Below are 25,600 nucleotides of genomic sequence, written 5' to 3'. Positions count from 1 at the left end.
CAATCTTAATTTGTGAAGTATTTGATTAGACTGTAAATTAATTTATATCGCATGATTTTGATGACTCAATATTTTGGGCATCGTGTTTTATAAATACTGTTATTTTAAAATCCATTATTTCTCCTCATTTCCTTGTATTTTGAAATGATATGTTAAAAGAGATAGCGTTTACTTGATTGCTCGGTAATGATCACAAACGCAACTCCCAAAATGATTATCATTTGAAAAATTGACTGTTTCAGCATATGGAATGAACAGCCATGCTATCTAAGTTTTTTATTGAGCGTCCGATCTTTGCAACCGTGCTAGCGATTTTGGTGATGGCATTTGGTATTTTTTCGACACTCAATCTCCCCGTTGAACGTTATCCCGATATTGCCCCACCTCGAATTACAGTTGCTGCGACTTATAGTGGTGCTGATGCACAAGCGGTTGAGGATAGTGTGACACAGGTGCTTGAACAGCAGATTAAAGGGATTGATCATTTACTGTATTTTAGTTCCAGTAGCGATGCGAGTGGCAATAGCAGAATCAGTTTGTACTTTAAGCAAGGTACTGATCCTGATCAAGCACAAGTTCAAGTGCAAAACGCAGTTAATGGTGCAATTAATCGTTTACCAGAAGATGTACAACGTCAAGGCGTGAATGTTAGAAAGTCATTAAGTGACTCTTTCATGGTCATCGGTCTTGGAGATAAATCTGGCCGATCAACAAATATCGATATTTCTGATTACTTAACCAATAATTTTGAGTTAAATCTCAGCCGTATTGAAGGAATTGGCGAGGTCAATGTTTTTGGTTCGCAATATGCAATGCGGATTTGGCTTAATCCTCAAAAATTACAAAGCTATCAATTACAGGTCAGTGATGTTCGCACTGCAATTGAAAATCAAAATACACAAGTTGCTGCTGGAGCGGTTGGTGATTTACCGACGATAGATCATCAATATCTCAATGCTAAAGTAACCTCAGGTTCACTATTACGTACCCCTGAACAGTTTGAAAATATTGTTATAAAAGCCAATACAGCTGGCAGTTTTGTTTATCTCAAAGATGTAGCACGGGTTGAGGTCGGTGCTGAAAATTACCAAGTCTTTAACCGCTTAAATGGCTATCCTGCTTCTGGTCTATCTTTATCATTAACAGTCGGTGCAAATGTGATGCAAGTTGCCGATGCTGTATATAAAGAAGTAGCACGCTTAGAGAAAACTTTACCAGAAGGATATTTTGTTGTTTATCCACGAGATGATACACCTTTTGTAAAAGAGTCAATGTCACAAGTCGTTTCAACGTTAGTTGAGGCAATAGGGCTGGTTGTGCTTGTGATGTTTATTTTCTTACAAAACTGGCGAGCTACATTAGTTCCAGCAGTGACAGTACCCGTTGTAATTTTGGGAACTTGTGCCGTTCTTGCCGTTCTTGGTATGAGCATTAACACACTGACTTTATTCGCCATGGTATTAGCGATTGGCTTGTTGGTTGATGATGCGATTGTCGTGGTGGAGAATGTAGAGCGTTTAATGCATGAACAGCAGCTAACCGCGAAACAAGCTGCTATTCAATCAATGCAAGAAATCAGTGGAGCTTTGGTGGGGATCACGCTGGTATTGACGGCAGTCTTTATTCCGATGTCGTTTTTTAGTGGTGCGACGGGGATCATCTATCGACAGTTTTCTATTACGCTGGTTGTTGCGATGGGGTTGTCCCTGTTAGTGGCTTTGATTTTGACACCTGCTTTGTGTGCAATTCTATTGCAACCACAACAAAAACAAGCGCGATGGGCTGTCTGGTTTAATAAAAGTTTAGATTATATTAAAGCATGCTATCTCAATGTTGCTAGTAAGGTGATTGGTATTAAAGCGATCGCTTTGATTGTGATGTCTTTATTAATCTTTAGTTTTATTTGGATTTATCGTGATTTGCCAACCAGTTTTTTACCTCAAGAAGACCAAGGTTTATTAGGTGTGCAGTTTAGCCTTCCGCAAGGTTCGCCGATGACTAGGACAGAAGAAGTCGGTAAGGTTGTTTCTGACTATTTCCTTGAACATGAGAAAGCAAATTTAAATGGTGTAATGGTTATTCACGGAAGAAATTTTTCAGGAACCGGGCAAAATTTAGGGCAAGCTTTTATATCGTTAAAACATTGGGACGATCGCAAGGGAACTGAAAACAGCGCACAGCAAATTCGTGCCAGAGCTATGAAATATTTCTCTAAAAATAATCAAGCTCGCATCATGGTGGTCATGCCTTCAGTGATTCGTGGTCTAGGTAATTCAGACAAAATTGATTTTTGGTTGCAAGATATCAAAGGCTCAGGACGCGACAGTTTGGTCGATTCTTTTAAAGAATTACAGCAGCAAAGTAATGCAATTGATTCTGTCGAAAATCTAGATAAAAAAGGCAATGATGACCAAGCTGTTTTAAATATCAAAATTGATCATAAAGCAGCAATGATTCATGGCCTGAATGTCAGTGAAATCAATAGAACTTTATCTACTGCTTGGAGCGGTAGTTATATCAATGATTTTATTGATCGTGGTCGAATCAAGCGTGTTTATTTACAAGGTGATGCTCCATATCGTTCAAAACCTGAAGATCTAAGTGCTTGGTATGTAAAAAATGCCAATGGACAAATGGTGCCATTTAATCAGTTTAGTCAGATTGATTGGCAAGGTGCGCCACCGATGCTTGAGCGTTTTATGGGGTATCCTGCAATCAGTTTAGATGCTGACGCAGCGAACGGTTTTAGTAGTGGACAGGGAATGCAGGCAATTCAAGGTTTAGTTGATCAAATGCCTGATGTTGGCTTGGCTTGGAGTGGATTGTCTTATCAAGAACAACAGTCTAGCAATCAAGCAATTTGGTTGTATCTCATCTCTGTCGCCTTTATTTTCTTATGCTTGGCTGCGCTCTATGAGAGTTGGTCAATTCCATCGGTGGTGATGGCTGCAATTCCTCTTGGTGTTGGTGGAACGATTATTTTTAGTTATTTGTTTGGTTTTGCCAACGATATCTATTTTCAGATTGCATTACTCACCACAATTGGTTTGTCATGTAAAAATGCCATTTTAATGGTGGAATTCGCTGCAAGTCTGCAACAACAAGGAAGAAGTAGCTTGGATGCTGCACTCGAGGCAGCAGGTTTGCGTCTTCGTCCAATTCTGATGACATCGATTGCTTTTGGTGCTGGTGTGATCCCACTTATGTTCTCAAGCGGTGCAGGGGCATTAAGTCGACAAGCAATTGGTTACAGCGTATTTGGTGGGGTGGTGTTCGGAACGATTTTAGTACTGATCTTTATTCCGTTTATGTATGTACTAGTCACCACTTTGTTTAAACCGAAAATCAAAACTGAAACGATCTAGCCAAATGACTTGCAGTACTCATCAATGAACAGTTCAAGTTGAAAGTCATGCGCCTCTTCACAATTTGAATTGTTCATTTTTGTTGTCTAAGTTGAGAATAAAAAGAAATATTTGTAGTATTGCCGTGCCGTATAAGCGGTTAAATGAGGATTAATTCCCTAAATGGACACGCAGAGTTGTAGTTTTTCTAAAATTACATATTTTTATATTGATCAAAGTCAGAATGAAGAGCGTTTGACGACAGTACAATAATAAACTGTCTTTGAATCTTCATTACTGATGATTTGTAGTGAAGAGGCAGACATGAGCTACAACAATTTTTTATATTTATTAAGTGATGCATTAAAGAATAATCACATTGAACTTGCCCTTGAATCAATTAAAACGTTCAAGGCCGTAGATATTGCTGATGTATTGACACAGTTATCTATTGATCAAAGTCAGTTGTTACTCAGACATTTGCCTGAACGTGCTTATGTTTTTTCCTATCTTTCCCCAAATGAGCAAGTGAAATTAGCTAAAGTTATGCCTAGAAATACCTTGGCAGAAATTATTGGTGAAATGTCTTCTGATAAACGTGCCGATGTTTTTAAGTGTTTAGACGAAGAGCAACAAAATGCATTGCTTCCAGCCTTAGCTCAAGCCGAACGTGAAGATATCCGCCAGTTGTCTTCTTACATGGAAGGTACGGCAGGGGCGATCATGAGCTCTGAATATGCAACCTTAAAACCGCAGATGATGGTGAAAGAAGCGATTAAGATGTTGCGATTAGAAGCGCCTGATACAGAGACCATTTACTTTGCTTATGTCTTAGATGAAGCGCGTAAAATTTTAGGTGTTTTGTCATTAAAACAGCTCATTCTTGCTGCCGAGGAACAAAATATCAATGAACTCATGGTCACTGATGTTTTAACTGCTTATGTGGATACGGATCAAGATGAGGTTGCAAAGACTATTGCTCGCTATGATTTATTGGCGCTGCCAATTATTGATCGACAAGGCATGATGGTGGGAATCGTAACCTATGATGATGCAATGGATGTCGCAAGTGAGGAAGCTACAGAAGACTTCTTAAAGGTGGGGGCGGTCAATGCATCTACTAAATTAAGCATCAAATCTGCGCCGATTTTGCAGCTATATCAAAAACGCGTATTTTGGTTGGTGTTCTTAGTATTTGGTAGCTTACTTTCTGGAATTGGTATTGCACATTATGAAGATGTGATTGCACAGAACTTAGTACTGGTCTTTTTCTTACCTTTGTTAGTTGGTAGCGGTGGAAATGCAGGTTCACAATCCTCTACACTCATGGTTCGAGCTTTAGCAACAGGTGATGTTCAATTCAAAGATTGGTTTAATCTACTCGGACGTGAGAGCCTTGTTGCATTATGTTTGGGCGGCACCATGGCAGTCGCCGTATCATTACTTGGATATTTTCGAGGGGATGAAATGGTTGCGTTGGTATTGGCTCTTAGCATGATGGGTATTGTGTTAATGGGCTGTTTAATTGGCATGAGCCTACCGTTTATTTTAAATAAGGTCGGGCTTGATCCTGCTAGTGCATCCGCACCTTTGGTGACATCGATTTGTGATGCAACAGGCGTCATAGTGTACTTATTTATTGCTTCGATGATTTTATTCTAGTAAGTAATAATAATTGTACCGACAAAACTAAAAAACTACTTTATTCTCAATACATAAACGTTGTTTAGGTTAAATGAATGTCTAATCAGACCCAACAAAAAAAATTAACTCAACAGCAAGCAATTGCTGTTGAACGGGACTTAGCTAAATTTGCAAATACGATGGATAGTTTGGTGCGTATCCCATTTACTAAGCAAGGTGTGGGCGCCGATGCTGCGTTAAGTACAGTTCCTTTTGCAGGTGATATCGCTGGATTTATTTTGACACTTTATGCTTTTAAAAAAGCACGAGAGGTTGGAGTTCCTCAACATAAATTAAATGGGGTGGTTAAATTAGCCATCATGGATATGTTGGTTGGATTTGTACCAATCGTTGGAACGTTATTTGATGTATTTATTCGCCCAAGTCGCAAGACATTAGAAATCGTACATGATCATATTCGTGAGGAATATCAGGTTGACAATGATATTCATGTGGTACATCCATTCTTACATGAGTCTTTAGAGCAAAAGCAAAAAAAATCAGCTTTTTGGCGAAATCCTATCGTAAGCTGGATTTGGTTACGTATTCCAGACTTATTAGGAATAGCTGTTGTTTTGTTATTACTGATTGCACTATGGGCTGGTTTTAGCTATGCATGGCAGCTCTATCAATCTTTCAAAGCTAGTTAACGAATTTGTGATTAAAACAATAAAGCCTCCAAATGGAGGCTTTATTTTTCATCTATTTTTGATTATTGAACATTTAATTGCTGTAACGCAGCAACACGTTGTTCAATTGTTGGGTGGGTTTGGAATAAAGCCGCTAAGCTAAAACCTTGTTCCTTACCTTCCGCAATTGCAAATGCTTTCATTTCTTTAGGCATTTGATCAGGCATTTCAGATTCTGCTTGTAAGCGAAGTAATGCAGAAATCATTGCCTGTTTACCTGCTAAGCGTGCGCCAGCTTCATCTGCGCGATATTCACGTTGACGAGAGAACCACATCACAATCGCAGACGCCAAAATACCAAATACGATATCAAGTACGATGGTAATCGCAAAATATGCAAGACCGGGTGCTTCACCATCTTCACGACCAAACACATTACGATCAATAAAGTCACCAGCAATACGTGCAAAGAACATGACGAAGGCGTTTACAACACCTTGAATCAAAGCAAGTGTCACCATATCGCCGTTAGCAACGTGACCAATCTCATGTGCAAGTACTGCACGAAGCTCATCTTTATTCATACGCTCTAATAAGCCTGTCGAAACAGCTACCAGCGCATCATTTTTATTCCAACCAGTCGCAAATGCATTTGACTGATAAGATGGGAATATACCAACCTCAGGCATGTTAATACCTGCACGTTGAGAGAGTTGAGCAACTTCTTGTAATAACCACGCTTCAGCCTGATTACGAGGTGCATTAGGGTCGATTAATTCAGTTCCAGTGGTTTTTTTAGCCATCCACTTTGACATGAGTAGGGAAATAATCGAACCCACCATACCAAACACAAAACAGACGACTAATAGGTTGCCTAGGTTTAAGCCACCCGCGCCATGGTAACTACCGACACCGAAGAGTGACAAAATAATGCCAGCTACAACCAGTACCGCGAGGTTGGTAAGCAAGAACAAACCAATCCGCATCATTGAGAAAACCCTCTTATAGAGAAAAAGTGATCTGATTTACAAATTATAAATCATAACGTTAATATGCAGGGTGAACCCTAAAAATTCAAGCAAAAATTATGTGCAGATACATTTAGCTAATAAAATAATGAATTAGCAGAGAAACAGTTACTTAAAAGTCATTTTGAACAAAAATAGATAACAAAATCATCACATGAGAATTGGTTATAGATTCTTAATCACTCAAACGGATGTGCGCGGAAGCGACGGCATTTGCTGTGGTATAGGTTCCAGCAGGTGCATCTGTAAAAGTACCATCAGCAAGTGTGATAATTTGACGATTATATTGTTTAGGTGGTGGAGTGGTGGTTGGAGAGCTGGAATTGTTAGAACTCGTGTAGTTAGCTGATTGCGCTAATACTTGCCCTGTCTGATTATTATTACTTGATTCTGAAAGATTATTGCCTAAACCTGAAGCATAAAGATTTTGGTATCTACTGGTAACGCGACGGACGTAATCCTGTGTTTCACGGAAAGGGGGAATCCCGCCGTATTTATCAACATTCCCTTCACCTGCGTTATACGCTGCGATTGCAAGACGTGTATCACCATTAAAACGCTTGAGAAGCCAACTAAGGTATTTGGCCCCTGCAAAAATATTTTGTTGCGGATCATAAGCATTGCTGACATTAAAACGACGCGCAGTGGCAGGCATTAATTGCATCAATCCTTGAGCACCTACAGGCGAACGAGCCTTGATATTAAAACCAGATTCAGTATGCATAACGGCTTTAATGAGGCCTTCTGAAACCCCATGCTGTTGCGCGGCTTGCCGAATCAGCTGATCAAAAGCATTTTTATTGCGACTATAACTAGGCAATACAGATGCTTCACTTGCTCCCCAGTTTGAATAGCTATGAATATTACTATCAGGGTAGTAAGTTGCTTTGACAACTTTTAAATGACTATATTCAGCTTTCTTCTTGTTTGTGAGTAGGGTTGTGCCATTGGTATCTTTAAATTGATAAATCGTCTGCCCAGCGTAAGCTGACACTGAACCATTTAGAAAACCGATTGTCCCCAAGCAAAGGGCAAAAAAATAAGTTGTTTTATCCATCGTTATAATATTCACAAAACATATGCTTAAGTTCTTCACAGCAGTTTAACAAAAAAAATCATAAAAAGTACTTTGACTACAATTTTTTTATTTTTCACTGTCTAACAAAAAGCAAGTCATTTTGCTCGAATGTTCAGCAAAAAAAAATTAAATATTTTTTTTGAAAATTAACTATTGACTTATATAAGTTGTTGATTTTATTTTGATAAAAACATTGGTTAAAAAATGATCAATTTAATGCGAAGCCTTATTTTAAGATAAAAGCACTTTGTCAATAGCTAAGAAATCCACAATTTTATCCACAGCTTTTGTGGAAAACTGTGGAAAAGTTTGAAATATAAGCAATCCAGACAATTTGTACTTATTTTGATCACAATTTATCTAGTATGAAATCGAAATATGACGATTGAAAGAAATTGAAAAATTCTTTAGATGCGCAATTTTTCGGAATGAGATAAAATCTGTCGGTTATTTTGTTTATGAGTAAATCACGTCTATGTACGCGCCAGTGGAGTCCAACCAAGGATTTAATTTCAAGCCAGAACTTCCGACAAGTTCAGCGTATTATCGTTTGTTGAAAAAGCTTCGTCGTCAAGTAGGGCATGCAATTCGTGATTACAACATGATCGAAGATGGCGATAAAGTCATGGTTTGCGTATCTGGCGGGAAAGACAGTTATACCTTGCTCGATATCTTGTTGCAGTTCAAACGTATTGCACCGATCAATTTTGACATTGTTGCGGTAAACCTTGACCAAAAGCAACCAGGTTTTCCTGAGGACGTTTTGCCGCGTTATATGGAAGAGAACAAGATTCCATATTACATTCTTGAAAAAGATACCTATACCATTACTAAACGTTTAACACCTGAAGGCAAAACATATTGTGCTGTGTGCTCGCGTTTACGTCGTGGTTCGCTTTATGGCTTTGCTCAAGAGATTGGTGCAACTAAAGTTGCATTAGGTCATCACCGTGACGACATCATGGCGACTTTTTTCTTGAACCTATTCCATGGAGGAAGTTTAAAAGCGATGCCGCCAAAACTTCTTTCATCAGATAAAAAGAATATTTTGATTCGTCCTTTAGCGTATGTAGAAGAAAAGGACATCATTAAATATGCTGAATTACGTCAGTTCCCAATCATTCCGTGTAACTTATGTGGTTCTCAAGAGAACTTACAGCGTGCGATTATCAATGATATGTTACGTGAATGGGATAAGCAGCATCCAAAACGTTTACACAGTATCTTCGGCGCTTTACAGAACGTTTCACCGTCACAATTAGCGGATCGCGATTTATTCGATTTTGAGGCATTGGACGGTCAACGTGAGTTTGATATGAAAGATCCAGAAGAGATGAAAAACCGTCTTGATGTGGTAAATCTGAGTTTTGCAGCTGAGTAAAATGTAAAATTTTTTAAAAGGCACTTTATTAAGTGTCTTTTTTTTATAATTTTTTTAAAAATTGAATAGTGCGTACAAAAAATCATAGCCTAAAATAAAAATTACATGCTATAACAGGGCACGAGCAAATTGCTTCATGAGATGTCGTCTGGATAGCCGGCACAAGAAATTGAACAAATACATTTGAGGAATAATCATGGCTGCATTTTTAACTGATGATTGGTTTGCAACTGTTGAAAAACTTACTGCTGAAGCGGGTGATTTAAACTTACCACCGGCGCTTGCGAATTTAGCGATTAACTTAGTTGTAACAGATGCAGCTGGTAACACCGAATTAGCTTTAGATGCAGGTAAAATCCAAAAGGGTTTGTCTTCAAATGCTAAAACAACTCTAAATATGGATGCTGAAACTTTGCGTAAAGTTTTTCTTGAGTTTGATATGGCTGCTGCGATGCAAGCATTTATGACGGGCAAAATCAAAGTACAAGGCGACATGTCTCAGCTTATGGCTTTACAAACTGCTAAGCCAAGCCAAGAGCAAAAAGATTTATTCAAGAAAGTACTTGAGCAAACTGCTTAATTTATTTTCGCATAAAAAAAGCTTACCAAATGGTAAGCTTTTTTTATGCTTATTGGGTTAGACCTCAATACGATTATTGGTTTTCATGTGCTCTAAATAAGTGCGGATACGCGTGACATATTGTAAAGCTTGCTTGTAACGACCATTGCGTGCTTTGTTACGCTCTAAATAGTCATACAGGTTAACCCATTGTTTTGGATCTTTACCTTGTGCTTTGATTCGTTTCTGAATCTGGTTCACTGCACCAGGCCCCATATTATAAGCGACTAGGGCATACCAGTTACGATCTGGAAAAGGGATGTCATCGTATTGATCTAACATCAAATCATAATACTTAGCACCACCTTGAATACTCTGGACAGGATCAGTACGATTAGTCACACCCATTGCTCGAGCAGTACCGCTCGTTAGCATCATTAGGCCTCGTACACCCGTGGGAGACACTGATGTAGGTTTTAGATAAGACTCTTGATAACCAATCGCGGCTAAGAGATGCCAATCTAAATCATACTTTGCTGCACTTTGCTTAAAGCTGGCTTTATAAATCGGTAAACGCTGATTTAAATCTTTCTGAATCGTTGACCATGACTCTGGTTTTACCACATTTCGATTATAAAAAGATGCTAACTGTTGTGTAGTACCAGCTTGCTTACTTTGGCAAACAAAACCACTTGCTGTTAAAGTAAGCGGATCATCTGCTTGTTTAAAGACCCAATTCAATTGAGGATTTAAACCATTTTTACTTAAAGTACCTTGATCGCCACAACTCGCTGAAAATGAAACAAGCTGTTTAGCCTCAATCGAAGCAAGGTTCGCTGTAGTCATCGCAAGATTTGCTTTACCTTGTGCTACCCATTTTAATGCGGTGGCATTATCAGGTACGGTTTTAAAATCAAGTTTTACATTCAGGCTTTGTGCGTAGTTACGTGCTAAGTCATAACCAAAACCATGTAAGAACTGACCTTCTTTAAAAACTGTGGTTGGATTTTCAACTGCAACGACAGTTAAAACATTTGTGTTTACAACAGTGTTGTATTGATGCGATTTTTCTGCATTCAAGCTATTAAAAGGTAGAATCGCAACACCTAAGGCTAAAGCTTGAAATGGACGTTTGGAATATAAAGAGTTAAGGCTAGGCCTAGACCCAGAACTTGAATTACTGTGCATGTTGTCTCCGCTACAGGTAATTTATGCCCTAAAAGCTCAGCAAAACACGGCTTTAGCTTTTTAAAGTTGATAAATTCAATAAGGGGTGGGCAAGTCATGAACGTCATTCAAAATGACATTGAGTTAAAGGGACGCAATGTAAATGTTTCACAACATTTACAAAAAGTATAAAAAATAAACAAAAACTAACTTAGGGGCGCATAATAAGCGTCAAAAAAGTGATTGTCAAATTTTGAACAATAAAAAAGAGAGAAATACATCACAAACATCTGATTTGAAAAAGAATAAAATTTATACACTTTTGCGATGGTTAAATAAGGAATACAATGCAAAAACTTGTAAGTAAAATGTTGTATTAGCGTATTTTTAACTATGAAATCGAATTTAATTACTCGCACTGGACATGATTTATTAGTTGCTGAGCTAAAAAAACTTTGGCATGACGAGCGACCTGAAATTACCAAAAAAGTAAATTGGGCAGCAAGTTTAGGCGATCGATCGGAAAATGCAGATTATCAGTATAATAAACAATTGCTTAGGAAAATTGATCGACGTGTTAGATATCTAGGTAAGCGCTTAGAAGAATTAAAAATTGTCGATTATGTGCCCGAACAGGACGGAAAAGTATATTTTGGGGCTTGGGTTGAAATAGAAAATGATCAGGGTGAGCAGAAAACACTCAGAATTGTTGGAGTTGATGAAATTTATGACCATCATCCACAGCATATCTCAATTGAGTCTCCAATGGCTAAAGCTTTACTCAGTAAACAAGTCGATGATGATGTCGAAGTTCATACGCCATTAGGAAAAAAACTTTGGTATATCAATTCAATTCGATATGAAAAGCACGAAAATTCATCAAATTAGCTGTTTTTGTTTTTATTTTGAGCGTTCGATGTGATTTTTTAAATAAAAGATTTGCCAAGTTGAATTTTTATTTATATGATAGCCGCCATTGGAAGCGTGGCAGAGCGGTTTAATGCACCGGTCTTGAAAACCGACGAGGGTGTGAGTCCTCCGTGAGTTCGAATCTCACCGCTTCCGCCAAATATCGAAATAAGCCCTTGTTTTTACAAGGGCTTATTTTTTATCTATGCTTTTACCCCTCAACTTACCCCACATCAAATGTTGGATTCAATAGAATCAAATCGGTCAAGAAAGGAAGGGTTTGGAATCACTAAATTGAGAGTTGGATTTTCCAGCCCTATTTTTAAACTCTAATTTTTATTCAGTTCACCATACTCAAAGTCGGTTCATACACATAAAAAAATCCCCAATGATGTTTTGCATGCATTGAGGACTGTTCTATGGGGTAAGGTGAGTTTTAATCTAGATTCGGGCTACGTTCAACTTTGATTGTGGATTGTTTACTCCTCACACGAATCCAGAAGTCTGAGCCTACCAATTGTGCTTTAAGGTGTTTCAATCGGTCTCCTACGTAGTTCTGATTCAAATCGTAGTAATTAAGCTCTTGTTGCTGGAATAAGGGCGTTATTCCAGCATTCATTGAGCTGATACGACCCAATGCTATTCGATCAACATGATGATCAGTAAAAAAAATGGATAGATCACGATAGAGAACAGATTTACGAAAATCTTCCCGATCTGAAAATTCCTTTTCTACAAAAAAGATGAGTCTCACTGTATCAGTACCCGCTAGGTCAATCTCCCGTTTTGATAAAACACCAATGACGTTATTTTTACTCTTATTTCGCCATACAGCCTTAGTGATAGATTTGGCCTTTTCCATCACTACTTCTTCATTCAATTGATCTGTAAAGCCAATATCATCAAATTCGAGTGGTTGACCATTCTGCTTAAGGTGACGTTGAACGATCAATGAATGTACTTCAAAGCGATCAGTTGTTTCCTGAATCTTTTGCATAAAGGAATCATATTCACGCATACCACTTTTAAATCGTGTATTCCAATTTCGAAGCTGCGTCTGAAAATCACGAGTTGTGGTACTCACTTTAAAATCGCTAATACACTGATCAATGATGGATTCATATTGAACATGGTTATTGGTTGGTCTATATGGCAAATGGTGAGCAATCATCTTTTGTACAACTGCTGAGATCATTGGATGGAAACATAAGAACGACGGAGGATGAGAGATTAACGAATTGAAATTAATATCCTGAATCAGTGGCATGGACTCATGACCAAGTGTGGTCAAATAAAGATTTGGGATATATTGATAATCAGTCGGTTTCATCGTAAAAATAGTCGTTCTTTTTACGGTTTGAAGCTTAGTGGCCAATGCATAATAACTCGCCAGTTTGCACGTAGGATTAGAAATATGCTGCCTACTTAAACATTCGATGATGTGAGCAAAGAGCATGTCTTGAAGGAAAGTGAGTGATCCTTGGGTTTCTAATGTATCAAGAACTTTAGTCATTACTTTTGCTCCATATTATTGTTATCGTTAAACAGGGGAAGTTGTTTGTTGATTTCTTTACGAGGGCGACCTGCATTAGATTTCGGTTCAGGCAGATCACTAAACTGAAAACGACGTGCACCTTTTTTGTTTAAGAATATGAAGAATTGATCTGTCTTACAGATATAGTCGAAGGTTCTGAAGAGGTATTGCTGTTTTAATTCATCTGAATAGTGAATCATGCCAATACCGTCATATCGGTAGGATGATTTCTTCATATTGCATATATGAGCAACACCAAGCCCTTTGGTAATTCTCTCATTCCAAAACTGAGCAATAACCTGAGCAATGGTAATGTCCTCACGATGTTTATTCCCATCAAACATGAAATATGCGTGAAAGTGGAAACCTGTACGTACGGTATATTCAAAACGTATGATGTGGCCAATAACGTCTTTCATTAATGGATTAAAGGACTTCATATCCAATAATTTACCCAAACATTCTTTTATATAAGCAAGATCATTTTTAGATTGATACTGATCAATGTCATGCATATTCTTGGTCAGTGTTTCAATGTCTCTTTGCAATGCGAAGTCCATTCGAACAACGAGTACTTTGGAGTAGTTCTGAAACAGTGCTTTAGAGACTTCAATACATCTCTTTTTATTTGTTCGGCAATTTGCGTCACGATCTCGAATCTTCCGTTTAATTCGAGGTTGATTCATGTATTCACGAATAAGTTTTGCCAAATAATTAAACATCGATGTGATTACCATAAAACCTTCATAATCAAATTTAGAAAGCCCAGCTTCTCGATAAGCCAATCTATTTAACCCTTTAGGTTTAAACTTCTTTAAGGCTGTATCAAATGCTTGGCATTCGATTCCTACAGTAATAGATTCACAAGGCTTAGCGAGAATCAATTCCTGAAAGTTTTTTACCAGTAGACGAATGCTTGGATCAAAATCCAGACTATAAGTCGTTTTTCCATGTGCCTGCTGATGTTCTACTAGACGCACGATTTCAGTTGGTGCATTCATGATGAGTAAAACGAATTCCGACTTTTTAATGATTGGCTCAACAATATTGTCCAAAGAACATTGTGCGATCTGTGACTTTATTTCATTTCCTAGATGGACGTGCTTATGTTGATGCATAACTTCTTGCAGTAGTGCTAAACCGCGGAGAGGTTGAGGTAAACTACGCTTTTGTTTGTTAATATGTTTCTTATTCACGGATATGCTCCTGTTTACGGATAGAGGCACATCAACACAAATTTTAGGTATAGCTTCCCCATGACACTGTTTTGAGCAGTGTCAGAGAAGGGGGCTTGCATAATCGGATACAGTGGATAGATACTTTAGGTATCTATCCTTGAGTGAGTAGGTATTCAATATCATTCAATCATTTCTAATGAATGATTGAATGCATGTGATCAACACAACAGACATAACAACTGTGTATTGATTTCTTATATGCATTACTAATATAATACTGTTTATTATATGAGTATAATGTATATAGAATTAATACCTAAATTCTCAATAACGGCATCGTCGTATCGCTAAAACCTTAATGGTGCTGATATACGCTTATATATGTATGCATGTGGAATGAGGAGTTAGCTCACCAATTAATCTTGATTTCTGATAGATGCTTTGGATTCAATCCAACCCTGAATCTCACTGAGACGCCAGCGAGTGGCATAACCTAATTTGACTGGTTTGGGGAACGTTGGATCGTAGCGCTTAGATTTATGATCGAGTCGATCATAAATTGATGAGCGTGATAAGCCAGTGAGTTGTTCAAGTTCCGGTCGTTTCAGCATTTGATACTGGGATGGTGTGATATTCATAAATCTTTTCCTACGTTTAAGTTAATTTGGTTTGTGTTGGCCAACGTAGGTCAGTTTAGTAAAGTCGAAAGAACAAAAATTCTCTCTACGGGGGAAACACTACATTTTTTTTGATTTTTTTGTCTTTTTTTTATATCTTATTGTTTTTTAATTAATTAAAGTTTTGTAGAATAAATCCGATTAACTACATTGTTCTCGATAGTGTAAAGGGGATAGGTTGGTCCAGCGTCGAAAAGCCCGTGTGAAGCTACTAACATCCGTAAATCCAAGAATATAAGCAATCTCTGTAATACTATATAACTTGTTTTTTATATAAGAAATAGCTAGTTCCTGTCGAGTATTGTCCAATATTTCACTAAAAGTGGTATTTTCTAAAGAAAGTTTACGTTGCAGGCTACGCGTACTAAGTCCAAGGCTTTTGGCTATCTCTTGTTGTTGAATCACCCCAGCCGCTAAATTTTCAATGATTTTTATCTTTATACGTGCCTGAATATTTTCCTTATCAAAGCGAGCCAAATAACGCATGATAATTTCATCATACTCCTGAGAGAGTATTGGATTAGCACCCTCTAAAGGTATCTCTATACTTGCTGTATCAAAAATAATCATGTCTTTGGGAGCATTAAAAATCAGTGGCGCTTTTATAATTCTCCGATAAGTTTCTATATCAGCTGGTTCAGGACGTCTCAACTCTATTCTTAATGGGGTGAAAAGTGAACCCTGTAAAGCTCGACTGGAACGGATAAAAACTGAAATAAAAGCATCTATTGATTCGGGCTGTACCTCATCAGGAACATGTATAATAAAGTAGTGATTTTGACCTTTCTCATAAAATTCTAGATTAGGGATATCGGTCACTAACCTAAAATATCTAATTATTCTTAAGAACAGTTCTTTTAACGTAGTGCTTGTTGCAAGAGAATGCCCGAGTACATGAAACGTATGTTGATTGACTTGGCTAGCGACCTTAAGTCCAAAACAAGAGTCTTGAGTCGCTTCAGTTGCTAATTTCCATAAATGTGCTGTCTGTTGTAATAAGTATCTTGCATCTGGATCATGTAATGCCTGAAGATCCAACCCCGCCTTTTCAATTAAAATTTTACTATCACAACCTGCTTTTTCAAGGGCTTTCTGAATTGCTTTAACCCAACTCGTCAATGCTGTTGCAGTCTGTGGCATGTTATGTCCTATAACTTTTAATTGCTATTCCTCAATTTAGTATACGATTTTTTTTTCAGGTTTTTGCTTGAAATTTTCTGCCCTTACTCAATTGGCATCAATAGCCAATAAATTGGCGCTGCCAGTAAAGAATATTATTGGAGATATAAATAAAGTAGAACTATCAGGGAATCAAGGAAAAATAAATGAGCTACATTTATAAAGACCCAACAGATATGACCGATGCTCAAAAAAATGAGCATATTAAGCGCATTGTAACTGCTGAGGGTGTCGCATTAAGAAAGCGATATTCAATTTTAAACCACCAAAATACCATTGGTGCTTTGATTTTGGCGTTTTCATTGTTAGGGATGGGTGTTACAGCTTATTTCTATATTGTACATCAGCTTTCCGTGTGGTTAACCATTCCACTGATTGCTTTTTTTGCTTCACTAACACATGAATTAGAACACGATTTAATACACTGGATGTATTTCCGTAAAAAGCCTTGGGCACATCATTTAATGATGGCATTGGTATGGTTGGCTCGTCCAAGTACGATTAACCCGTGGGCACGTCGTGAATTACACTTTAATCATCATAAAACTTCTGGTACGGAAACTGATGTTGAAGAAAGATCATTATGGAATGGGGAGCGTTGGGGAATTCGCCGTCTTCTCGCAACAGGTGATAATGGGCTAGCGGTTTTCTTTAGGGTACTGGCTTTTGATGATGCGGAAACACGTAAAAGAATCATTAAACGTAGTCTGGCTGCTTATTTCCCATTGGGTTTGATTCACTGGTCACTTTGGTATGTATTTTTAGGGTTTCATGCACTTAATGCCATCTCAGGTTTTGTAGATGCGCCGATTGCGTGGTCAGCAACAACCTTACAGGTCATGCATATTATAAATATTCTGACTGTTATCTTGATTGCACCAAATGTATTACGTACTTTCTGCTTACACTTTGTAACCAGTAACATGCATTATTATGGGGATGTTGAGTTGGGAAATGTGATTCAACAAACTCAGGTTTTAACTCCTTGGTGGATGATGCCATTCCAGTTGTTCTGCTTTAACTTTGGTTCAACACATGCGATTCACCACTTTGTTGTCAAAGAACCATTTTATCTTCGTCAAATGACAGTACCTGTTGCACATAAAGTCATGCGTGACATGGGTGTAAGATTCAATGATGTGGGATCATTTAAACGTGCCAATCGTTGGAATGATCTGAAAATTTCACAACAAGTTCAGCAACAATAAAATTTCTAGAAGGCAAGGGAAAGCTAAAGCTCAGTCTTTCTTTTGCCCTAAGAATTTCAATTCTATTACTTAAGGGATAAAGGATTAAGTAATTCCCTTAATTAAAAATAATTAAGCTTAAATTTAGGAAGTTTGGAGTAAATATGTTTAAAAAAGTGCCCATGAAAGGAATCGTGTGCCTCTCGATTATGTTCACAAGTCTAACAACTTTTGCTGCTTCGATTGAAGGATATTGGCGAGTGATTAGTGATCGCTCAAGTGAACAAGCTGCAATTGTAGAAATTAGAAAATCTAGGGATGGAACTTATAAAGGAAAAACGGTTTATCTTTATCCACATCTCAATGGTAAAGCACGTTCAGAATTTTGTGTGAATTGTCCAGCACCTTATACGAACAAACCACGCTTAGGTTTAGAGTTTATGACAAACATGGTTCAAGATGCTGATGATCATAACATGTATGTAAAAGGAAAATTTCTAGAACCAACTTCAGGTAAGTTCTATTCAGGCAAGATGCAATTAAGTGAAGATGGTAAACGCCTCTAAGTAAGGGGTTATATCGGAGTGTCATTATTGGGGCGTTCAGCAGTTTGGATCAGAACAAATAGCCCAGTTCCATGACATATATGAACAGCCACTAATATCCTAGACACACGCCAGCTTCATTTGGACTGTCACCACTCTCCTAGACAAATATGGTCTATTCTTTTTGCATAGGAGAAAACATTATGAGTGGACAATGTTATACCCCAGAATTTAAAGATGAAGCTGTAAAATTGATTACTGAAAGAGGGTATTCTGTCAGTGAAGTGGCAGAACGTTTAGGTGTATCACAACACAGTATTTATAAATGGCTTAAAGCGGTACATCCATTATACAACAATCATGATGAACATGAATTGCTTGAAGCAAAGAAAGAAATCCTACGCCTTAAAAGTCAGCTTAAACAGACTGAAGAGGAACGAGATATGTTAAAAAAGGCCGCAAGGTACTTTGCAAGCCTGCCCGAGTAAAGTATCAATTCATCCTTGAATACAGCCATCAATTTAAGATTAAAATGATGTGTCGGGTATTAAAGATCGCTCGCTCTGGCTATTACGCTTGGTTACATGAACATGAACATGAACATGAACATGAACATGAACATGAACATGAACATGAACATGAACATGAATCAAGTAGAACCCTTGAAGGCAAGCGTTTATTACAGCTCATACGTTCTTCTTATGATGCTAGCTATGGTATCTATGGTTACCGACGAATTACTTTAGACCTTAAAGAATTAGGTGAAGGCTGTGGTCCTAATCGTGTACTGAAGATCATGAAAAACAATGGTATTACAGCTGTACGAGGGTATAAGAGACATAAAAGCTATGGTCGAGGCCGTCCTCAGATTGTGCCACCCATCTATTTAAATCGAGAATTTGTCGTAAACACTCTAGACACCTCTTGGGTGACTGATATTACTTACATCCGCACATGGCAAGGCTGGTTATATCTGGCTGTGGTTCTCGACTTATATTCAAGGAAAGTCATCGGTTGGTCAATGAAACCTACGCTTGCTAAGGATATCGTTTTGGATGCACTTCTCATGGCAGTATGGCGACGCAGACCCAATAAACCTGTGATCATACACTCAGACCAAGGCTCACAATACAGCAGCGGAGACTGGCAGAAATTCTGTCAGAAGCATAATTTGGTTCCAAGTATGAGTCGTCGCGGAAACTGTTGGGATAATGCTGTTGCAGAATCCTTTTTTAGCAGCTTGAAAAAGGAAAGAATTAAAAAGAGAATCTATAAAACAAGCGAAATGGCACGTGCAGATGTGTTTGATTATATCGAGATGTTTTACAATCGGATTAGGCGCCATTCGCACCTTGATGGAATGAGCCCAGAAGCATTTGAGGCAGTTTCAAAATGAGGCTGTCTAATGTCTAGGATACTGGGAGCAGTCCATCTAACTTAACGATGTCTACAAAATTAGTGGCTGTTCATTTTTTCTTTAATTAGTTAAATACGGAGCCAATTAAAAAAGGCCCCACATATCTGAGAGGCCTTTTATATCAGTTTGAATTTGAATGATTACAATTTCTCAAGTAACTAAACAGTTCAAATTGAAAAGTAATGAAGTGAAAAATAAATTAGTGCACTAATTTACTATCTATAGTTACAACGCTTCAAGATAGGGTTTGAAGTGCTGTTAATAAGAAATTATTTATTATTTGGATCAGGTTGATCATTGTTGTCAGGTAAATCATTTCCAGTGTCTGGAGGGGTAGGTTGAGTTTCAGTAGAAGAATTTACTTGTGAATGCTCAATATTTTGAACTTGTCGAGTATCTTCATCTTTAGTAGTTTTTTGAGAAAAACTTTTGAATCCTGACATTTTTATCTTCTTAACTTCACCGAGGAGTATTTATAGTACACTTTAAAGTAAATTACATTGCGGTAGTTATAAGACTAATATGTTTTGATATGTGGAGTAAATCAATAGTTTATCTAATTAATATTTCATTGTGAAAGTGAGTTATAATTAAGTGTCTGGTTAATATGGTTTAATTTTTAGAATATGAGGGATAGGATTTCAAGTAGGGGTACATAAATTAACAATATATATTGTTAATTTATTTGAGTTGATAAGCTTTTATTTTTTAGACTCTATTATTGCTAAATTATCATTTGTGTTTGCTCTTTACTAAGCATACTATAATTAATTAAATTGGAGTTTTAGATGCTAAAAGACATTACAGTTGTTGATTTTCAAGGTAATGAGAGAAAGGCACATGCTAGATATTTAGAAGTGAAATCCTCAAGTGCATTTCAGCCTACACAAATTCAAAGTATAAGAGTTGAATATATTTTAGTAAAAGGTGAGATTATTTATCCGACATTAGATTGGGTTTTTAATAGCATAGATGGAAATAGTTATTATATAAAGTAAAAAATCCCGCTCAGGCGGGTTTTTAATAAATGTTTATTTTTTAAATAATAGTAGTACATATGAATTATTCAAATATTCTTTGGAAAGGTACTTGCATATGGATTCAAATAGATAAAAAAAACCTAACTCTGGTTATGTTAGGCTATAAACTGGATATTTGCTATAGTGTCGAATATTTTTCGACTTTAACACGCTATCATTAACTTTTCTCTGTAGTAGTTAACCATATTTTTTTGTTCCAAGAGTAACTGATTCGTACTATATGTATTTGGTACCGATTTCATTAATGCTGGAATATATTCATATTCGTAAATTTGAGGAAGGTTCTTGCAGAGTATTTTTGATTTTACTTCGATATTTGAATTAGGATCATTCAATATATCTAAATATTCAGTTATCTTTTTATCTGCTTCATTAAACTCAAGATTGACTTTTGTTTCATCATCGCTCCGTTGGCATGCTGAAAGTAAGGTTAATAATATAATGATAAATGTACGATAATATTTCATAATACGTTTTTATCTTAAACCATTAAGTTAGGTTTAGAAAACCCACTTGAATGGTAAGTGGGCTTTTGATCGGCATGATGCGATCTCATGCTTTGCGTTATATTTGAACTTGTCGATTATAGCTCGATCAAGGCCTAGTTTTAGGAATACGCTTTTCTAATAACTGCTCAAATATTACCGCATCGCCTACGGATTCGATCAAAACTTATTATAACACAGGTTTATGAATGTACAGGCAAAATTAATATATTACTTGCTTGAAATCCTTTTTTTCCTTGTATTACATCAAATTTTACACGCTGGCCTTCAAATAAAGTTTTAAAGCCATTATTTGAGATTTCGCTATAATGGGCGAAAACATCTTGACCATTATCTGCTGAAATAAAGCCAAATCCTTTGGTTTCATTAAACCATTTTACTGTGCCATTAATGTTGTTAGACATGAGAGATCCTTACTCTATTTTTAGAGTTTTAAATAAGTGGTGGAATAGATTTAAAATAATAAGATGTGTGACTAAAATATCAGATAAGCGGAAATATATGAATTAATGCATAGTGAGAATTTTAATAAGACAAAAAATACTTTTGATCCTTTAAGATAACTATACGCTCTAATTGTATATTTGCAATCTTTATTTTATTTAAATAAGATAGTAAAGGTTATTGGTTGAAATATAGAAGCTTTTTCCATCTTGGTTAAACTCAACTTCTTTTCCTGAATCTAAGAGGATTTTTTTCCCTACTTCGACCCAAATGAATCCATTAGCTGAATTTTGTTTACGTTTTAGAGGGATAACTTTAACCTTAATTTCATCACCATTACATGTTCTGGCTGTTTGCAAATCTTCAAAATCCTTCAAAATGGAAATTACTCATAAATGTGCTCAAGTAGTTACTTTAGATTTTCTATATGCTAGATAAATAATTTAATTTTATTTCTAGATGGTAATAGATTTAGCTTGTTTAAGCTTATAAAATTGCAATTTCTATTATGAAATTAGCATATAAAGAATATCGAAAAGCATAAGATTGGATGCGGGAGCTGGATTTGAACCAACGACCTTTAGGTTATGAGCCTAACGAGCTACCAGACTGCTCCATCCCGCAATAGAGACTTAGCTTTATACGCTTTAATAATCATTAGGTCAAATTTAATCTTCATTTAGATAAATAAAAATCATTTATTGTCAAAATAAATGATTAATATATTTTTTCCACACCCTCGGGTCTAGTTTTAAATCTTCTATGGAACCACATATATTGATTTGGTTGGGTTCTGATTTGATTTTCAAGAATTAGATTAAATCTAGTTGCATCAGTTAATTCATTGTCACTTGGAAAATTCTCTAAAGGTGGTTCTAGTAAGATATGGTATTGCGGGTTTTTGATATTTCCAGTTCTATAGAAAAAAATAGGGATTGCTATGGCATTTGTTATTTTCATTAAACGCCTATGTGCTGTGATTGTTGCAGCAGGAACATTAAAGAAAGGAGCCATAACTCCCTGTTTTAATCCAAAATCCTGATCAGGGCTATACCATATCGCATGTCCAGATTTTAGATTTTTAATTAATCCTTTCATATCATTTTTTGGAATTTGATTTTGATAAATGGATGAGCGACATCTTGTGATAATCATGTCTAATAGAGCATTGTTTTGTGGGCGATAGACAACATCTAAATTAAAAAAACAACTACTAACGAAACCACCAGCATCTAAAAGTGTTGTATGGCTACCTAGGAGTAAAATACCTTGATTATTACAATTTTGCAGATACTGAGAGCCGTGGACATGAATCCGATGCTTAAACCATTTTGGCTGATACCAAGCATTTAAGGCTTCGAATACGCCAATCATTGCATTGTCAAAAACTTGTTTTGCATTTTTTTCTATTTCTTCGAGTGTTTTCTCGGGAAAGCAAATGTATAGATTCTTAATTGTAGTTTTACGCCTTGAACTAAGCACTTTCCATGCTATATCTGATAAAAAGTGCGCTATACGGTATTGAAGAGTCCAAGGAATTAAAGCGAATATCATTAGAATAAAGATTGCGATCCATATACCCCAATATTTGGGCAACAAAAAGGACCATTGAAATTGACCTACTTCAACCTTAAGTTGTTTGGTATCCATAATACTAGGTTTCTTAGGCAAAACTCATCAGGTTAACATAGGTGGAAATATAATGTTCTTTTAATTGAAGACATAAAGTTCAGTAATTAGCTTATTTTTTTCGATTCAAATATTAATTTGCTCATTGAAATAGATGCTAAAGTTTCTCTAGTGTAGTCATGAAAGGGGGCAATTAACTGTTAATCAATAAATATACTTTGAAAGTATTCTAGATTGAGAAATTATAGATTTTCGATTTCGTTTAAAGATGATTTACTTAATCGAGTTAAAAGCCTACAGCACTTTCAGGAGCATATTTTAGATCTATAATTGTGGTTGAATTATGTTTATATTTTGGGCTAAATTTACACCATAATTATCTTTGTATTTGTTTATGCTGTTAATATATAATGTTTTTTAAGTCCATCATCAGTCATCGTTTTGATAGCAAAACTTTGCCCAATCAGCCATTAGACCTTTACGTTTCTCTAGATAACCTCCACGTAGGTAAGCGGCTTCAACTTCGTCTGGTAGCTTATGTGCTAATACATGCTCACAGACTTCACGAGGGTAGTCTGTTTTATCGGCTGACCAGTCACGGAATGTTGATCTGAATCCATGTGTGGTAATCGTTCGATTTTGTTTTGGATCAATATAGCCTAAGCCATTTTCTTTTAGCTTTTGTCCATGCATGCGTTTGATCAGTGTATTTAGAGACATATCTGAAAGCATTGCGCCATTTTTTGGAGCAGGGAAGATAAAATCTTGTAGGTGAGTATTTTCTTGAACTGATTTAAGCAAGCTAATCGCTTGTTGAGACAAAGGTACACGATGTTCCTTTTCTGCTTTCATGCGATCTTTAGGAATGATCCAAACCTTATTCTTAAAATCAATTTCCTGCCATTTAGCTCCAAAAACTTCCCCAGAACGACATGCAGTTAAAATTGTAAATTCTAGAGCTTTAGGTGAAATCCCTTTTTTCTGTCTTAGGTGCTGAATAAATTCATAGACCTGTTCATAAGGTAGGGATGGGTGAGGTCGTGATTCCTGTTTTAAGTTACCTAAGATAGGTTCAAGATTGCCTTTCCATTCAGCAGGATTGTCACCTTCAAAATATCCCATTGCCTTAGCATAATCAAAAATGGTTTCTATACGACCACGAATACGTTTAGCCGTTTCATTCTTTTCAATCCAGATAAGCTTGAGGGCTTCTGCTATATCTACTTTGGTAATGGTGCTAATGGTGAGATCACCCAAAGTTGGATAGATATAGGTTTCCAGTGTTGATGACCATTGTCCAATATGCTTTTCATTTTTGAGTTCACGGGTTTTATTGGCAATCACAACTTTGGCACATTCACGGAATGTTTTGTTCCTTAACTGCTGGGTACGTAGCTTTTCAAGTTGTTCTTGTTTATGTGCAATTGGATCAATGCCACTTCGTATTTGTAGTCTTAATTCAGTTGCTTTAGCGCGAGCTTCAGCTAATGAAACTTCAGGATAGGGGCCAATACCAATATCACGGCGATGGGGTTTTAACATTCCATTTTTATCTAGACGCTTCCCAACAACTGCACGTAAAATCCAGACACGAGAATTGCCTTCGACATTTAGACAAAGACCGTCAACACCGCCAACAGAATGTCGTCCAGTCGCTTTAATTTTTGCTACGCCGAGTGCTGATAGCTCTTTAGATTTCTTTGGCATGATCTTTTTTACCCCTCAACCTACCCCACATAAAATACTGGAAATGATTGGAATAGACAAGACCTGTTTGGATTGTTAAAATTTCAAACAATTGAAAAATATAATTTTATGATATTTAATTGGATTGCTTTGGACTACTGTTATACGGACACCACTTCCGCCAAATACTTAAGAAGCCTTTGTGAAAACAAAGGCTTTTTATTTTTTGGAATCAGAAAAAATTTGCATCTTAATGATCAGAAAATAAAAGAATATTTATCCTTCAAGTTTACATTTCAAATACTACTTAAATACATCCTATGTAAATTTGAACATAACGAATATGTAAAAATTATTTGTTTAGATGTCGTTAGGAGTTGCTTGTGCGGAAATTGTTTTTATCCAGTGTTTTATTAATGACTTTAGCTGGATGTACTTCTATAACTACAATGACACCTACACAATTTAATAATCTCGCTACGACCCAATTGCCATTTTCAGGGAGTTGGTCTGGAAAAGTTGGTGAGAGTTGGTCTGTACCAATGCTCGACCAACAAGGTAAAGGCTTATTATGTATGGATGATCGCAAAGATCTGATTTCATATAAGGTAAAGCTTGTGGATGATGTACTTTATACGGATCAAGGTGCTAAGTTTAAAGTTAAAGAGCTTAACTATCAGCAAGCAAACCTATATATGAGCTTGTTAGGCGTAGGAGCGACTTTAAGTTTAGATAAAGATGATCAGCTTCAGAATGCAACTAATAAATGCAGACAATTGATAAAATCTTAAAGGTGAATC

The 25,600-nt window shown here is 36.7% G+C and carries 22 protein-coding genes, 2 tRNA genes and 1 pseudogene; 12 read left to right on the top strand and 13 right to left on the bottom strand.

Going from position 1 to position 25,600, the window contains the following annotated elements; genetic code table 11:
- Positions 1-260: 260 nt before the first annotated feature.
- From ACF8D3_RS15135 to ACF8D3_RS15125, 3 genes are all read left to right on the top strand, one after another.
- Positions 261-3,365, top strand: coding sequence for an efflux RND transporter permease subunit (locus tag ACF8D3_RS15135; RefSeq protein ID WP_392472206.1), 3,105 nt, complete (start codon positions 261-263; stop codon positions 3,363-3,365).
- A 303-nt stretch (positions 3,366-3,668) separates the two neighbouring features.
- Complete coding sequence (gene mgtE / locus ACF8D3_RS15130) at positions 3,669-5,006, top strand: magnesium transporter (protein WP_392472204.1); 1,338 nt, start codon at positions 3,669-3,671, stop codon at positions 5,004-5,006.
- Between the two features lie 77 nt (positions 5,007-5,083).
- Positions 5,084-5,677: a DUF4112 domain-containing protein gene (locus tag ACF8D3_RS15125; protein ID WP_061526926.1), complete on the top strand. Its 594-nt coding sequence runs from the start codon at positions 5,084-5,086 to the stop codon at positions 5,675-5,677.
- Positions 5,678-5,739: 62 nt separating this feature from the next.
- Here the strand turns inward: ACF8D3_RS15125 and htpX are convergent, their stop codons facing one another.
- The gene (gene htpX / locus ACF8D3_RS15120; RefSeq protein WP_004878303.1) at positions 5,740-6,645 is read right to left on the bottom strand and encodes a protease HtpX; all 906 of its coding nucleotides are present in this window, start codon (positions 6,643-6,645) and stop codon (positions 5,740-5,742) included.
- Between the two features lie 214 nt (positions 6,646-6,859).
- Positions 6,860-7,741, bottom strand: coding sequence for a lytic transglycosylase domain-containing protein (locus ACF8D3_RS15115; RefSeq protein ID WP_392472233.1), 882 nt, complete (start codon positions 7,739-7,741; stop codon positions 6,860-6,862).
- 496 nt (positions 7,742-8,237) lie between these two features.
- Here ACF8D3_RS15115 and ttcA point away from each other — a divergent pair, with 496 nt between their 5' ends.
- Both ttcA and ACF8D3_RS15105 read left to right on the top strand, forming a co-directional pair.
- Positions 8,238-9,143, top strand: a complete 906-nt coding sequence (gene ttcA, locus ACF8D3_RS15110; RefSeq protein WP_004878305.1) for a tRNA 2-thiocytidine(32) synthetase TtcA — start codon at positions 8,238-8,240, stop codon at positions 9,141-9,143.
- A gap of 196 nt (positions 9,144-9,339) precedes the next feature.
- Positions 9,340-9,723, top strand: coding sequence for an SCP2 sterol-binding domain-containing protein (locus ACF8D3_RS15105; RefSeq protein ID WP_004651955.1), 384 nt, complete (start codon positions 9,340-9,342; stop codon positions 9,721-9,723).
- A gap of 57 nt (positions 9,724-9,780) precedes the next feature.
- On the opposite strand, the gene ACF8D3_RS15100 is transcribed toward ACF8D3_RS15105, so the two are convergent.
- A complete protein-coding gene (locus ACF8D3_RS15100; protein WP_392472200.1) occupies positions 9,781-10,890 on the bottom strand; it encodes a transglycosylase SLT domain-containing protein in 1,110 nt (369 codons plus the stop codon).
- Between the two features lie 372 nt (positions 10,891-11,262).
- Here ACF8D3_RS15100 and greB point away from each other — a divergent pair, with 372 nt between their 5' ends.
- Both greB and ACF8D3_RS15090 read left to right on the top strand, forming a co-directional pair.
- Positions 11,263-11,757, top strand: coding sequence for a transcription elongation factor GreB (greB, locus tag ACF8D3_RS15095; protein WP_392472198.1), 495 nt, complete (start codon positions 11,263-11,265; stop codon positions 11,755-11,757).
- Positions 11,758-11,847: 90 nt separating this feature from the next.
- Positions 11,848-11,937: transfer RNA gene (locus ACF8D3_RS15090), tRNA-Ser, on the top strand.
- Between the two features lie 277 nt (positions 11,938-12,214).
- Here the strand turns inward: ACF8D3_RS15090 and ACF8D3_RS15085 are convergent.
- From ACF8D3_RS15085 to ACF8D3_RS15070, 4 genes are all read right to left on the bottom strand, one after another.
- Positions 12,215-13,291, bottom strand: coding sequence for a hypothetical protein (locus ACF8D3_RS15085; protein ID WP_392472197.1), 1,077 nt, complete (start codon positions 13,289-13,291; stop codon positions 12,215-12,217).
- Positions 13,291-14,508, bottom strand: coding sequence for a hypothetical protein (locus ACF8D3_RS15080; protein WP_392472195.1), 1,218 nt, complete (start codon positions 14,506-14,508; stop codon positions 13,291-13,293). The genes ACF8D3_RS15085 and ACF8D3_RS15080 overlap by 1 nt, the downstream gene beginning before the upstream one ends.
- A gap of 398 nt (positions 14,509-14,906) precedes the next feature.
- A complete protein-coding gene (locus ACF8D3_RS15075; RefSeq protein WP_392472193.1) occupies positions 14,907-15,128 on the bottom strand; it encodes a helix-turn-helix transcriptional regulator in 222 nt (73 codons plus the stop codon).
- 180 nt (positions 15,129-15,308) lie between these two features.
- Positions 15,309-16,307 carry an AraC family transcriptional regulator gene (locus ACF8D3_RS15070; RefSeq protein WP_392472191.1) on the bottom strand — a complete coding sequence of 333 codons (999 nt, stop codon included), beginning with the start codon at positions 16,305-16,307 and terminating at the stop codon, positions 15,309-15,311.
- Positions 16,308-16,522: 215 nt separating this feature from the next.
- Between ACF8D3_RS15070 and ACF8D3_RS15065 the strand changes: the two genes are divergently transcribed.
- The 3 genes and pseudogenes from ACF8D3_RS15065 to ACF8D3_RS15055 all read left to right on the top strand — a co-directional run bounded on the left by ACF8D3_RS15065 (position 16,523) and on the right by ACF8D3_RS15055 (position 19,474).
- Positions 16,523-17,554: a fatty acid desaturase gene (locus ACF8D3_RS15065; protein WP_392472231.1), complete on the top strand. Its 1,032-nt coding sequence runs from the start codon at positions 16,523-16,525 to the stop codon at positions 17,552-17,554.
- A 143-nt stretch (positions 17,555-17,697) separates the two neighbouring features.
- Positions 17,698-18,174 (top strand): annotated as a pseudogene (locus ACF8D3_RS15060) (DUF2147 domain-containing protein).
- A gap of 107 nt (positions 18,175-18,281) precedes the next feature.
- A protein-coding gene (locus ACF8D3_RS15055) for an IS3 family transposase (protein ID WP_392472189.1) occupies positions 18,282-19,474 on the top strand; the annotation gives its coding sequence in 2 pieces (ribosomal slippage) (positions 18,282-18,522 and positions 18,522-19,474; 1,194 coding nt in all).
- A gap of 290 nt (positions 19,475-19,764) precedes the next feature.
- Here the strand turns inward: ACF8D3_RS15055 and ACF8D3_RS15050 are convergent.
- Positions 19,765-19,938, bottom strand: coding sequence for a hypothetical protein (locus tag ACF8D3_RS15050; RefSeq protein WP_019384807.1), 174 nt, complete (start codon positions 19,936-19,938; stop codon positions 19,765-19,767).
- A 345-nt stretch (positions 19,939-20,283) separates the two neighbouring features.
- Here ACF8D3_RS15050 and ACF8D3_RS15045 point away from each other — a divergent pair, with 345 nt between their 5' ends.
- Positions 20,284-20,493: a hypothetical protein gene (locus tag ACF8D3_RS15045; protein ID WP_392472188.1), complete on the top strand. Its 210-nt coding sequence runs from the start codon at positions 20,284-20,286 to the stop codon at positions 20,491-20,493.
- Positions 20,494-21,223: 730 nt separating this feature from the next.
- Here ACF8D3_RS15045 and ACF8D3_RS15040 read toward each other — a convergent pair.
- The 5 genes from ACF8D3_RS15040 to ACF8D3_RS15020 form a co-directional block, all read right to left on the bottom strand.
- Positions 21,224-21,445, bottom strand: coding sequence for a cold-shock protein (locus ACF8D3_RS15040; RefSeq protein WP_019384804.1), 222 nt, complete (start codon positions 21,443-21,445; stop codon positions 21,224-21,226).
- 198 nt (positions 21,446-21,643) lie between these two features.
- Positions 21,644-21,862, bottom strand: coding sequence for a transposase (locus ACF8D3_RS15035; RefSeq protein ID WP_392472187.1), 219 nt, complete (start codon positions 21,860-21,862; stop codon positions 21,644-21,646).
- Between the two features lie 170 nt (positions 21,863-22,032).
- Positions 22,033-22,109 (bottom strand) — tRNA-Met (locus ACF8D3_RS15030).
- A gap of 93 nt (positions 22,110-22,202) precedes the next feature.
- Positions 22,203-23,135 carry a lauroyl acyltransferase gene (locus tag ACF8D3_RS15025; protein WP_392472185.1) on the bottom strand — a complete coding sequence of 311 codons (933 nt, stop codon included), beginning with the start codon at positions 23,133-23,135 and terminating at the stop codon, positions 22,203-22,205.
- 408 nt (positions 23,136-23,543) lie between these two features.
- Complete coding sequence (locus tag ACF8D3_RS15020; RefSeq protein ID WP_392472184.1) at positions 23,544-24,821, bottom strand: tyrosine-type recombinase/integrase; 1,278 nt, start codon at positions 24,819-24,821, stop codon at positions 23,544-23,546.
- 362 nt (positions 24,822-25,183) lie between these two features.
- Here ACF8D3_RS15020 and ACF8D3_RS15015 point away from each other — a divergent pair, with 362 nt between their 5' ends.
- Entirely contained in the window at positions 25,184-25,591 is a 408-nt protein-coding gene (locus ACF8D3_RS15015) for a J517_1871 family lipoprotein (protein ID WP_392472182.1), read from the top strand.
- Positions 25,592-25,600: the final 9 nt, after the last annotated feature.

It is taken from the genome of Acinetobacter sp. YQ_14 (genome assembly GCF_043102985.1).
Classification (GTDB): Bacteria; Pseudomonadota; Gammaproteobacteria; order Pseudomonadales; family Moraxellaceae; genus Acinetobacter; species Acinetobacter venetianus.
Note: the sequence above shows the minus strand (reverse complement) of the source record. Positions and strands in the feature narration are given on the sequence as shown.